We start from the raw sequence: 10,762 nt of genomic DNA on the forward strand, positions 1-10,762 counted from the left end.
GGAACCCCTCATGACGATCAATCGAACCACTCTCCACACCGGCCTGGGCCTGGGCGTACTGGCCCTGGCCATCGGCGCCTGGCTGCTGCTGCGCGACTCTGGCCACCAGAGCACCAACAATGCGTACGTGGTGGCCGACTACACCCTGGTGGCTCCGAAAATTCCCGGCTTCGTCAGTGCCGTGGAGGTGGAGGACAACCAGTCGGTGAAGGCCGGCGACGTGCTGGCCCGCATCGACGACCGTGACTACCAGGTCGCCCTGCAGGCGGCCCGTGCCGACCTCGCCAATGCCCGCGCACAGCTCGCCAACGCACAGGCCGCACTGGCCCAGCAGGATTCGCTGATCGCGCAGGCCAGGGCCAGTGTCGATGTCAGCCGTTCCGAACTGACCCTGGCCAGTGCCGACCAGCAGCGCTACCGCGAACTGGCCCGTGACGGCGCCGGAACCGTGCAGAACGCGCAGCAGGCGCAGTCGAAGCAGGCCGTGGCCAGTGCCCACCTGCAGCAGGGCCAGGCGGCGCTGTCGACCGCGCGCCAGCGCACCGACATCCTGACCGCCGGTGTGCAGGCTGCGCAGGCCGCGGTGCAACGCGCGGAAGCGGCGCAGGCCCGCGCAGAACTGGATCTGTCGCACACCGTGCTGCGTGCACCGATCGACGGCGTGGTCGGTCGTCGAGCAGTGCGCGTAGGTGCCTACCTGACCCCGGGTACACCGGTGGCCGCGGTGGTGCCGCTGAAGCGTGCCTTCGTGGTCGCCAACTTCCAGGAAACACAGATGACCCGCATGCAGGCCGGCCAGCAGGTCGAACTGAAGGTGGACGTGTTCCCGGGCAAGCCACTGCGCGGGCACATCGACAGCATCGCGCCGGCCACCGGCGTCACCTTCGCCGCTGTCGCACCGGAGAATGCCACCGGCAACTTCACCAAGGTGGTGCAGCGTATTCCGGTGAAGATCGTGCTGGAGCCGGGCCAGCCGCTGCTGGACCAGCTGCGTGCCGGCATGTCGGTGGAAGCCAGTGTCGACCTGGGCAGCCGCGCGCGCGCGCAGAGCGTGAAGCACAGTCCGGGCCATGCGGCCGGGGAGGGCGCATGAGCGCAGTTGCCTTGTTCCGCAGCACCTTCGTTGCGGCCAGCCTGTGCACGGCCCTGGCTGCCTGCACGATGGGTCCGGACTTCGTACGTCCTCAGGCGGAACTGCCCAGTCACTGGCAGGGCGAGGCCGTCGCGGGCAACGCGATCGATCAGGACGCCGCCTGGTGGGCCGGCTTCGACGACCCACTGCTCGGACAGCTGGCCAGCCAGGTGCTGGAGGCCAACCTGGACCTGCAGCTGGCGGCCAACCGCGTGCAGCAGAGCCGCGCCGCGCGTGGCATCAGCGCCGCCAACCGTCTGCCCAGCGTCAGCGCAACCGCCAGCGGCGCACGCGCACGCAACAGCGAGGTGGGCTTGAACGATCCGTCCGGCAACGGCGGTCGTGATGACTATGGGCTGTTCCAGGCCGGCATCGGCCTGAGCTGGGAACTGGATCTGTGGGGACGGGTGCGCCGCCAGGTGGAAGCCGCCGATGCACGCGTGCAGATGGCCGAGGAGGATGCACACGCAGTGCGCATCGCGCTGCTGGCGGAAACCGCGCGTGATTATCTGCAGCTGCGCGCGACGCGGCAGCTGCTGGCGATCACCGAGGACAACCTCGGCATCGCCCACGACATCAAGCGCCTGACCGAAGCACGCCAACGCCAGGGCGTGGCCAGCACGCTGCAGGTGTCCAGCGCGTCCGCGCAGGTGGCATCGTTGCAGGCACGCATCGCGCCGCTGCGGCATCGTGAATCGCAGCTGCGCAATGCACTGGCGTTCCTGCTGGCGCAGCCTCCGCAGGCACTGGATGCGCAGCTGCAGAATGCATGCCGTGACTGGCCCGCACTGCCGGCCGTGGCGGTGGGGCTGCCCAGCGAACTGGCCGAGCGTCGCCCTGACATCCGTCGCGCCGAAGCGGCGTTGCATGCCGCAACGGCCGGCATCGGCGTGGCCAAGGCCAGTTTCCTGCCGCGTATCACCTTGAATGGCGACGCTGGCTTCCAGGCCAAGCAGCTGGATGATCTGGATGGCTGGAACGCACACCGTTTCAGCATCGGGCCGTCGATCAGCCTGCCGATCTTCCAGGGCGGCAGGCTCAAGGCCAACCTCGCGTTGAGCAAGCTGCAGCAGCAACAGTCGTCGCTGCAGTTCCAGCGCACGGTGCTGCAGGCCTGGCATGAAGTGGACGACGCCATCGATGGCTACGCCGCCGAACAGCAGCGCACCGTGCAGCTGCACGTGGCGGTGGACGAAAGCGAGACCGCGCTCGGTGCGGCGCGCCGGCAGTACCAGGCCGGCGTGGTCGACATGCTGGACGTGCTGACCACCCAGCGCATCGCACTGGACAACCAGGCTGCACTGGCCAACAGCCAGGCTACGGCGGCAATCGCGCGGGTGGAGCTGTACCGCGCGCTGGGCGGTGGCTGGTAGGGAAATGGAAACGCCGGGCCATGCCCGGCGGGCGGGTGCCTCAACGCACGTCGCGCAGTTCCCAATGGTGGCCGGCCAGCAGGCGCAGGCGCTGCTTGAACACGTCGCTGTCGATGCGGGTGGTCGCCACCAGGTTGATGCGCAGATCCTTCTGTTCGCCGGTTACGGTGGCATCCGGATCGGTCACGCCCCATTGCGGTTCCACCGCATCCGGGTCGGGTTGCTTGGCCTTCCAGCGCTCGAACAGCGCGCCGCTGCGCAGCGCGTCCTGCAGTTCCTCGGCGAAGCCGGCGGCGCCCTGCGAATGGAAGGACAGGTCAGGGTCGTTGCCGCGGGCCTTGGAGGGATCGGGCAAGCTGATGTGGTACTGCGCAGGCATGGAGTTCTCCTTGAAGTGCGGCAAGGCTGGCACAGTCTTGGTGGAATCGATGTGCAGATTCCCGCCACGGTTGGCCTTCATTCAAACCGATGTGGCCCATCGGCAAAGCCCACGGTGACCGCGCCCTTGCCGACATTGACCATGCCGGTCAGGCTCATCACCGATTCGTACACGGCCACGCCATGGGTGGCGCAGACCTCCTTCAACTGGGCGTAGCCGGGCAGGGTGCGCAGCTCGTCCAGCTCACCGCCGTAGCTGACGCACACCGTCGGTGTCATCAGCCCGGCACGCACACGTTGGCCGACCACCGCGAAAAGCTTCTGCACGGCGTTGTCGAAGCCCTTGATCTTGGCCACCGGCCCGGTCTCGCCGCGGTAGCCATGCAGCACCGGCTTGATGTCCAGTGCGCTGCCCAGCGCTGCACTGAGCAGGCCGACACTGCGGTCACCCTTGTGCCGCGCACGTGCGCGCATGTAGTACAGGTCGCGGGTAACCATGTAGCCATGCACGTTGCCCGCCAGTTCCTCCAATCGTTCGCGGATCTGCTGCACGCTGGCGTTGCTGTCGCGCAGGCGCACCGCTTCCACCGCCGTTACCGCCTGGGCAGCGAACAGGTTCTGGGTGTCGAGCACGCGCAGCGCGAACGGCGAGTTGTAGCCCGCTGCCTGACGCACCGGCTTGTAGTCGTTGAGGATGGCGAAGCTGGCCTGCAGTGCGTTGTCGTGGATCGGGCTGCGGGTCTTGGTGATGGTCATGCAGAACACGTGGTCGTAATCGATCACCAGCTGCTGCAGGAACAGGTCGCGGATCTGGTTGACGCTGAAGGGGATGGTCTCCGCCTCGGCGCCATGTTCGGCCACATGCGCGTGCAGGAAACTCAGGGTGGCCTGCTCATCGCGATGATCGGCCAGCACGGCTTCGCCGATCCGTACGGTGATCGGCAGCAGCACGATGTTGTGTGTGGCGATGAAGTCCGGCGGCAGGTCGCAGGCCGAGTCGACGACGATTCCGATGCGCATCCGCGGCTCCCCCTCCAGGGCGGTTGTAGGTTCGGAAACGTGAAATCTATCTCAAATCCCAGCGCGGCGCGCGAGGGAAACGCGCCACGCCCTGTTCAGCGACTGCGCTGCACCGCCACCGGCAGGTTGGCCAAGCGCTGCCATTCGGGCTGCCGCAGCAGGCCCGGATCGGCCAGCACCGCTGCCATCAGCGGGTGCGCGTCGTTGCCCCAGAACAGCTCGTCGCCGATGGCCAGGGTGGGTACCCCGAACACGCCGGCCGCGATCGCGGCCTCTGTGTTGCGCCGCAGCTGCTCCTTCACCGCCGGGTCGGCGATGGCGGATGCGACATCCTCGATGCCCAGCCGTGCGCCGGGTTCGCGCAGGGCTTCGGCGCTGTCGGCCGCGTTGCCGTCGCGCCAGATCCAGTCGAACAGCACGTCCACGGCCTGCACGCTGGCGCCGGCGGCCAGGCACAGGCGCAGGGCGGACAGCGGGTTGAACGGATGGCCGGGCGGGAACCGCAGTGGTGTGCCCTCGGCCTGTGCGGTCCACAGCAGCTGGCGGTAGATGAAGCGGCGCTTGGCCGGAATCTCGGCCGGCCCGAGGTTGCCCAGGTGATGCAGCACCGCACCGAAGGCGATCGGCACGGTCTGGATCTGCGCGAACTGCGGCAGCTGCTTCAGCTTCTGCCAGTGCAGGTAGGAGTAGGGCGAAACGAAGTCGAAGTACCAGCGCAATGTCGCCATCGGTGTGTCCTCGTGTGCGGTCAGGGCTGCGCGTTGCGCTGCAGGTAGCGGTCGCGCAGGTCGGTCTGGCGCGAGCGCATCGGCATCGCACGGCCGCCCAGCCAGACCTGTTCGGCGTAGTGCGCCACATCCAGCGGGTCGCCCTCCCACAGCACCAGGTCGGCACGCTTGCCCGGCTCGATGCTGCCGATCTGGTCGGCCACCCCGAACGCCTGCGCCGGCACCCGGGTCAGCCCGGCCAGGCCATCGGCCCACGGCAAACCGTTGGCCACCGCGTTGCCGGCCAGCTGGCGCATCTTGCGCGCGTTGTGGGTGGCGTCGCCGCGCTGCACGAACGACACCGGCACGCCGGCGCGTTGCAGGCGTGCGGCATTTTCCAGGGTGGCGCCGATCTGGTCGAAGCTGGCCGGCAGGTTGGCCAGCACGTCGACGAACACCGGCACCTGTGCGGCGGCCAGCTCCGGCGCGACCTGCCACGCTTCGCTGGCACCGGCGATGGCGATCTTCACCTTCTCGCGCGCGGCCCAGCGCAGCAGCTGGCGGATGTCCGAGGCACGATCGACCTCCACCACGATGCGGCCTTGGCCGGCCAGATAGCGGCTGAGCGTGCGGCGCCCGGCCGGGGTCAGCAGCGCATGCGGCGAGTCCGCAGCCACCTGTCCGCGTGCTTCGTCGACCATCTGCTGCAGCAGCATCCATTGCGCGGCGCGCGAATGCCCGGTCAGCTCGGATGCCGCTGCGCCAATGCGCAGGAACAGGGCGCGCGGGCCGATCGGGTCGGCGCTGCCGTCCAACCGCATCACGCCGCCCTGGCCAGCCACGAAACCACCGCCGGTGGCAGCGCCCAACGCAGTGAAGCCGATGCCTTCCAGGCGCGTGACCGGAATCAGCACCGAGGCCGGGTTGTAGGCGAGGGTGACGTCGAATTCCGGACGCAGTGGTTGCTCACCGAGCTTCAACGAACTGTCCACCGTGCTCGATTCACCCGAGACCTCTTCGATGCCGGTTTCGGTGATACCGCCGAACAGCGCCGGCGTCAGGGGGCGGCCATTGGCCTCGATCACGGTGGCGCCGGCAGGCGCTGACAGGCCGTTGCCCACCGCGCGGATGATGCCGCCCTGCACCAGCACGTCCGCGTTCTGCAGGCTGCCGCGCGCGCTGGCGGTATGCACCGTCGCGTTGCGCACCAGCAGGTCCTGTGCCTGTGCGGATGCGGAGATGCAGGCCAGCACCATGACAGTAGCGCCGAACCATGCTCGGCTGCCCTTCGCGGCAGACTGCGTCAACTGCTTGAGCACCACCATCAGCGCACCTCCTGGCCAAGCTGGAAATCAGAACGCGGCGTCGCTGCCGGTGCACTGCGGTCGTACAACCTGCGGCCATCAATGAAGACCTGCTCAGCCAGTGCATACGAACTGAAGGGGTTGCCGTTCCACACCACCACATCGGCCATCTTGCCGGCCTCCAGGGTGCCGGTCTGGCCCTCGATGCCCAGCGCCTTGGCGGCGTTGGCGGTCATCCAGGTGATGGCGTGCTCGGGCGTGATCTCCGGCATGCGCGCGCGGCGCGCGGACGCCATTACCTTGGCCGCTTCCTGGTTCAGGCGCTGGATGCCTTCGGGTGAATCGGAATGGACGATGGCACAGCTGTTCTTCGGCCGGTCGACCAGCGCGATGTTCTCGGGAATGCCGTCGAAGGCTTCCATCTTGAAGCCCCACCAGTCGGCCCAGAGTGCGCCGCAGACGCCGTCGGCGGCCAGCCGGTCGGCCAGCTTGTAGGCCTCCACGCCGTGGTGGAAAGCGGCCACCTTGAAGCCGAATTCCTTGGCCAGGTCGAGCATGGTGGCCATCTCGTCGGCGCGGTAGCAGTGGATGTGCACGCGGATGTCGCCTTCGATGGCGCCGGCCAGCGTGTCCAGCTTGAGATCGCGCTTGCCGCCTGCATCCCCGGCGCTGTCGCCCTTGTCGCTGCCGAACCATCCCTTGCGCTTGGCCGGCTTGGGTTTGTTCTTGGCGATGTAGTCGGCGGCGTCGATGAAGGCGGCACGGTAGCCGGCCACGTTGCCCATGCGCGTGGCCGGGGTCACGCCCTTGCCTTCGCCATAGACCCGCTTGGGGTTCTCGCCGCAGGCCATCTTCAGGCCCCATGGAGCGCCGGGGAACTTCATCGCCTGGTAGGTGATGGCCGGGACGTTCTTCAGGGTCACGCCGCGGCCACCCACCAGGTTGGCCGAGCCGGGCAGCACCTGCATGCTGGTCACGCCGCCGGCCAGTGCCGTGGCGAAGCCTGGGTCCTGAGGCCACACCGAGTGTTCGGCCCAGACGTTGGCGGTGACCGGTGCGGTCATCTCGTTGCCGTCGCTGTGCGCGCCGACGCCGGGGCTGGGGTATACACCCAGATGCGAATGCACGTCGATCAGCCCGGGGGTGACCCACTTGCCCTGCGCATCGATGCGGGTGACACCGGCATCGGCCTGCAGTTGGTGACCGACGGCGGCGATGCGGCCGTCGCGCAGCAGCACATCGGCGTTGTCCAGGCGCTGGCCGGTACCGATCAGCACCGTGGCGTTCTGGATCAGTACCGGCGCATCAGGATGGGCCTGGTAGGTGCTGGGGTAGGGATCGGCGACGAAGCGCGAGGCGCCCACCGCCGGAGCCGTGCTCAATGAAAGCAGTGCCAGGGCTACCCCAGCGCGCAACAACGTCGATGCCATGCAGTTCCCCTTGCAGCCTGGTCCAACCGCCGACGCTAGCCCGGAGGCGGCGGGCTTGCCAAGTGACCTTCTTCACAGGCCTGCCGACGGTAGCTCGACGGCACCGGCCGGGTGGCTGAAAATACCCGGTCCCCCGCCGTACCGGACCGCCCATGAAGAGCAAGCAGGAAATCGTCGACAACTGGCTGCCCCGGTATACCGGCGTGCCCTTGGACCAGTTCGGCCAGCACATCCTGCTGACCAACTTCGGGGGCTACCTGCATACGTTCTCCGAGCTGACGGGCGCGCCGGTCATCGGCCTGGACCGGCCGATGGCCAGTGCCACCATTGATGGCATCACCATGATCAACTTCGGCATGGGCAGCCCCAATGCCGCGATCATCATGGACCTGCTGTCGGCGGTGATGCCCAAGGCGGTGCTGTTCCTGGGCAAGTGCGGTGGCCTCAAGCGCAAGAACCAGCTGGGCGACCTGGTGCTGCCGATCGCTGCGATCCGTGGCGAGGGTACCTCGGGCGATTACCTGCCGCCGGAAGTCCCGGCCCTGCCGGCCTTCGCGCTGCAGCGTGCGGTTTCGACCATGATCCGCGACCTCGGCCACGACTACTGGACCGGCACGGTCTACACCACCAACCGCCGGGTCTGGGAACACGACGAGGCCTTCAAGGAACGGCTGCGGGCGATGCGCTGCATGGCCATCGACATGGAAACGGCCACGGTGTTCGCCGCCGGCTTCGCCAACCACATCCCCAGTGGCGCGCTGCTGCTGGTCTCGGACCAGCCGATGATCCCCGATGGGGTCAAGACCGAAGCCTCCGATGCCAAGGTCAGCTCCCAGTTCGTGGAAAACCATATCCAGATCGGTATCGAGGCGCTTAAGCTTATCCGGCGCAACGGCAAGTCGGTCCGCCACCTGCGCTTCGACGAATGATGATAAAGGCCGGGCGCGGGGCGTCCGGGCCTGGGAGTAGGTAATGGACGTTGCCGCGCAAGTGGTGGAATTCTGGAACGAGGCGGGCCCTGCAAAGTGGTTCGCCCGCGATGATGCGTTCGACGCGCAGTTCCGCCAGTTGTTTCTGGATGAGCATTTCGCCGCCGCTTCGCGCGGGCGTGAGCATTGGCTGGGCAGTGCCGAAGGGGCGCTGGCCCTGATGCTGCTGCTGGACCAGTTCCCGCGCAACTGCTTCCGCGGTACCGCCCACTCCTACGCCACCGATGGCCTGGCCCGGCATTACGCCATGCGCGCCATCGAGGAAGGCCTGGACCTGCAGCTGGTGCCGAAGCTGCGCGCCTTCATCTACCTGCCGTTCGAGCACTCCGAGGATCCGCTGGACCAGGACCGCTCGGTGGCGATGTTCGACGTGCTGGGTGACAAGGAATACCTGCAGTACGCCGAACTGCACCGCGACATCATCCGCCGCTTCGGGCGCTTCCCGCATCGCAATGCCGTGCTGGGCCGCATCCCCACGCCGGAAGAACTGGATTACCTGGCCGAAGGCGGGTTTGCCGGCTAAGAAAAAGGGGACGGAGGGGATTAAGACGTTTATGGCACAAACGACTTAATCCCCTCCGTCCCCTTTTTCAGTGCGGATCAGTACTTCGGCACGCCGTTGTCGACGTCTTCGGACCAGGCGTTGATGCCGCCGGTGACGTTGAACACCTTGGTGAAGCCGAGGGCGCGGAACTGCTCGGCGGCCTGCGCGCTGCGGCCACCGTGGTGGCACATGAAGGCCAGTGCGGTGTCCTTGGGCAGGGCTTCCAGCTCGGCACGGCCGTTGCCGTCGAAGGTCTTGAACGGAACGCCCACGGCGGCGATCTCACGCTCGTCGGCCGGGCGCACGTCCACCAGGGTGATGTTGCCGGCACGCACCATGTCATCGGCATCACGCACGCTGATTTCCTGTACCGGCTTCGGCGCGTTCGGGTTGTCGATGGCCAGGCCCTTGCCGCGGATGTCGTCCACCCAGTCGATGGTGATGCCGTTGGCGCGACGGGCGCTGGACAGGTCGAACTGCACGCGCAGGCCGTTGGATTCGGCAGCGATCGCGCCTTCGTCATGCGGGGCCAGCTGGAAGTTCGGCTGGAAGCCGGCGTCGATGGTCAGCTGCAGGGCAGCGCCCGGAGCGTCGGCCAGCGCGCCCTTGAGCATTTCCACGGCGGCCGGGGTGACGGTGATGCTCGGCGGGGTGCGGTCCGGTGCGGCCAGCCCCAGCACGCTGCTCAGCTCACCGCTGGCAGCCATCTGCAGCACGATGTCGCTGCCGCCGACCAGTTCGCCGTCGATGTACAGCTGCGGGATGGTCGGCCAGTCGCCGTAGGCCTTGATGCCTTCACGGATTTCCTGGTCGGCCAGCACGTTGACGTGGGCGAACTCGACACCGAGGTCCTGCAGGGCGCCCACGGCCTTGGCCGAGAAACCACACTGCGGCATCGACGGCTGGCCCTTCATGAACAGCACGACGCGGTTGGCGTTGAGGATGGATTCGATGCGCGAACGCAGGGCGGGATCGAGGGACATGGACGTCGGGGTTCCGGGAATTCGAATCATCAATTCTAACCCCCATGGCATCATGGGGGATGAGCAACGCAGGAACATTGCATCGCATCCCGGCCCGCCCCTGGCGCTGGCTGCCCTGGCTGGTGGCGTCGCAGCTGGCCGTGATCCTGGTCTGGGTACAGGCTGGGTGGCACTGGGGGCTGCCGCTGATGGTGGCCAGCCACGCGCTGTTCATGGTGCCGGTGTTCCTGCCCAACAGCCGTTTCTACGCGCCGGTACTGAGCCGGGTGCCGGACGCCGGCAACAGTGTCTGGCTGACGATCGATGACGGCCCCGGGCCGGAAACCCGTGCCGTGCTCGACCTGCTGGATCGCCACCAGGCGCGTGCGACCTTCTTCCTGGTGGGGGACCGTGCGCTGGCGCAGCCGGAACTGGTGGCCGAGATCCTGCGCCGTGGCCACGACCTCGGCAATCACAGCCACAGCCACCCGCAGGCCCGCTTCTGGCGGCTGGGACCGGCTGCGATGCGCGCCGAGATCGAAGGCTGCCAGCATGCATTGCAGGCCCTGAGCGGGCATCCGGTGCGCTGGTATCGCTCGGTGGTGGGCATGACCAACCCGTTCGTGGCGCCGGTGTTGAAGGCGCTCGGCCTGGTGCGCGTGGGCTGGAGTGCACGCGGTTACGACGGCGTCGGCTGCACGCCGGAGGGCGTGCTGGCGCGTTTGCTGCCCGACCTGCGGCCAGGAGCCATCGTGCTGCTGCACGAAGGCGCCGCCCACGGCCACAATCTGGTGATCATCGAGCGCGTGCTGCAGGCGTTGGAAGAGCGCGGCTTGAAGGCGCAGCTGCCTACCGGCTGATACGTATGCGGTAGCGGGGGGGGGGGGGGGGGGGGGGGGGGGGGGGGGGGGGGGGGGGGGGGG

The 10,762-nt window shown here is 67.8% G+C and carries 11 protein-coding genes; 5 read left to right on the forward strand and 6 right to left on the reverse strand.

Annotated elements, in window-relative coordinates; genetic code table 11:
* Positions 1–10 precede the first annotated feature (10 nt).
* Together ACTJJM_RS18490 and ACTJJM_RS18495 are read left to right on the forward strand one after the other, a co-directional pair.
* Positions 11–1,093 carry an HlyD family secretion protein gene (locus tag ACTJJM_RS18490; RefSeq protein ID WP_126560199.1) on the forward strand — a complete coding sequence of 361 codons (1,083 nt, stop codon included), beginning with the start codon at positions 11–13 and terminating at the stop codon, positions 1,091–1,093.
* On the forward strand, positions 1,090–2,505 hold the full coding sequence (locus ACTJJM_RS18495) for an efflux transporter outer membrane subunit (protein WP_126560201.1): 1,416 nt from the start codon (positions 1,090–1,092) through the stop codon (positions 2,503–2,505). The genes ACTJJM_RS18490 and ACTJJM_RS18495 overlap by 4 nt, the downstream gene beginning before the upstream one ends.
* A gap of 40 nt (positions 2,506–2,545) precedes the next feature.
* Here ACTJJM_RS18495 and ACTJJM_RS18500 read toward each other — a convergent pair whose 3' ends face one another.
* The 5 genes from ACTJJM_RS18500 to ACTJJM_RS18520 form a co-directional block, all read right to left on the reverse strand.
* Complete coding sequence (locus tag ACTJJM_RS18500; RefSeq protein ID WP_053443843.1) at positions 2,546–2,884, reverse strand: hypothetical protein; 339 nt, start codon at positions 2,882–2,884, stop codon at positions 2,546–2,548.
* 77 nt (positions 2,885–2,961) lie between these two features.
* Complete coding sequence (locus tag ACTJJM_RS18505; protein WP_071305844.1) at positions 2,962–3,903, reverse strand: DegV family protein; 942 nt, start codon at positions 3,901–3,903, stop codon at positions 2,962–2,964.
* A gap of 95 nt (positions 3,904–3,998) precedes the next feature.
* Positions 3,999–4,631 carry a DsbA family protein gene (locus ACTJJM_RS18510; RefSeq protein ID WP_099560025.1) on the reverse strand — a complete coding sequence of 211 codons (633 nt, stop codon included), beginning with the start codon at positions 4,629–4,631 and terminating at the stop codon, positions 3,999–4,001.
* Positions 4,632–4,651: 20 nt separating this feature from the next.
* Positions 4,652–5,935 (reverse strand): amidohydrolase family protein, encoded by a 1,284-nt coding sequence (locus ACTJJM_RS18515; protein WP_019336481.1) that lies wholly within the window; start codon positions 5,933–5,935, stop codon positions 4,652–4,654.
* A complete protein-coding gene (locus tag ACTJJM_RS18520) occupies positions 5,935–7,344 on the reverse strand; it encodes an amidohydrolase (protein ID WP_143994924.1) in 1,410 nt (469 codons plus the stop codon). Before ACTJJM_RS18520 ends, ACTJJM_RS18515 begins: the two co-directional genes overlap by 1 nt.
* A gap of 152 nt (positions 7,345–7,496) precedes the next feature.
* Here ACTJJM_RS18520 and ACTJJM_RS18525 point away from each other — a divergent pair, with 152 nt between their 5' ends.
* Both ACTJJM_RS18525 and ACTJJM_RS18530 read left to right on the forward strand, forming a co-directional pair.
* On the forward strand, positions 7,497–8,273 hold the full coding sequence (locus tag ACTJJM_RS18525) for an AMP nucleosidase (RefSeq protein ID WP_005414446.1): 777 nt from the start codon (positions 7,497–7,499) through the stop codon (positions 8,271–8,273).
* 43 nt (positions 8,274–8,316) lie between these two features.
* Positions 8,317–8,856 carry a DUF924 family protein gene (locus ACTJJM_RS18530; protein WP_043400116.1) on the forward strand — a complete coding sequence of 180 codons (540 nt, stop codon included), beginning with the start codon at positions 8,317–8,319 and terminating at the stop codon, positions 8,854–8,856.
* A gap of 77 nt (positions 8,857–8,933) precedes the next feature.
* Here the strand turns inward: ACTJJM_RS18530 and grxD are convergent, their stop codons facing one another.
* Positions 8,934–9,860 carry a Grx4 family monothiol glutaredoxin gene (gene grxD / locus ACTJJM_RS18535; protein WP_010480849.1) on the reverse strand — a complete coding sequence of 309 codons (927 nt, stop codon included), beginning with the start codon at positions 9,858–9,860 and terminating at the stop codon, positions 8,934–8,936.
* A gap of 59 nt (positions 9,861–9,919) precedes the next feature.
* Here grxD and ACTJJM_RS18540 point away from each other — a divergent pair, with 59 nt between their 5' ends.
* Positions 9,920–10,699: a polysaccharide deacetylase family protein gene (locus tag ACTJJM_RS18540; RefSeq protein WP_010480846.1), complete on the forward strand. Its 780-nt coding sequence runs from the start codon at positions 9,920–9,922 to the stop codon at positions 10,697–10,699.
* The last annotated feature ends 63 nt before the right edge of the window (positions 10,700–10,762 follow it).

Source organism: Stenotrophomonas sp. 22692, from assembly GCF_052045015.1.
GTDB classification, from domain to species: domain Bacteria; phylum Pseudomonadota; class Gammaproteobacteria; order Xanthomonadales; family Xanthomonadaceae; genus Stenotrophomonas; species Stenotrophomonas geniculata.

Bases quoted from the DNA above. Each gene is read 5' to 3' on its own strand.
- ACTJJM_RS18530 (WP_043400116.1), top strand. From the start codon at position 8,317: ATGGACGTTGCCGCGCAAGTGGTGGAATTCTGGAACGAGGCGGGCCCT.
- ACTJJM_RS18505 (WP_071305844.1), bottom strand. From the start codon at position 3,903: ATGCGCATCGGAATCGTCGTCGACTCGGCCTGCGACCTGCCGCCGGAC.
- ACTJJM_RS18515 (WP_019336481.1), bottom strand. From the start codon at position 5,935: ATGGTGGTGCTCAAGCAGTTGACGCAGTCTGCCGCGAAGGGCAGCCGA.
- ACTJJM_RS18525 (WP_005414446.1), top strand. From the start codon at position 7,497: ATGAAGAGCAAGCAGGAAATCGTCGACAACTGGCTGCCCCGGTATACC.
- grxD (WP_010480849.1), bottom strand. From the start codon at position 9,860: ATGTCCCTCGATCCCGCCCTGCGTTCGCGCATCGAATCCATCCTCAAC.
- ACTJJM_RS18510 (WP_099560025.1), bottom strand. From the start codon at position 4,631: ATGGCGACATTGCGCTGGTACTTCGACTTCGTTTCGCCCTACTCCTAC.
- ACTJJM_RS18490 (WP_126560199.1), top strand. From the start codon at position 11: ATGACGATCAATCGAACCACTCTCCACACCGGCCTGGGCCTGGGCGTA.
- ACTJJM_RS18495 (WP_126560201.1), top strand. From the start codon at position 1,090: ATGAGCGCAGTTGCCTTGTTCCGCAGCACCTTCGTTGCGGCCAGCCTG.
- ACTJJM_RS18520 (WP_143994924.1), bottom strand. From the start codon at position 7,344: ATGGCATCGACGTTGTTGCGCGCTGGGGTAGCCCTGGCACTGCTTTCA.
- ACTJJM_RS18540 (WP_010480846.1), top strand. From the start codon at position 9,920: ATGAGCAACGCAGGAACATTGCATCGCATCCCGGCCCGCCCCTGGCGC.
- ACTJJM_RS18500 (WP_053443843.1), bottom strand. From the start codon at position 2,884: ATGCCTGCGCAGTACCACATCAGCTTGCCCGATCCCTCCAAGGCCCGC.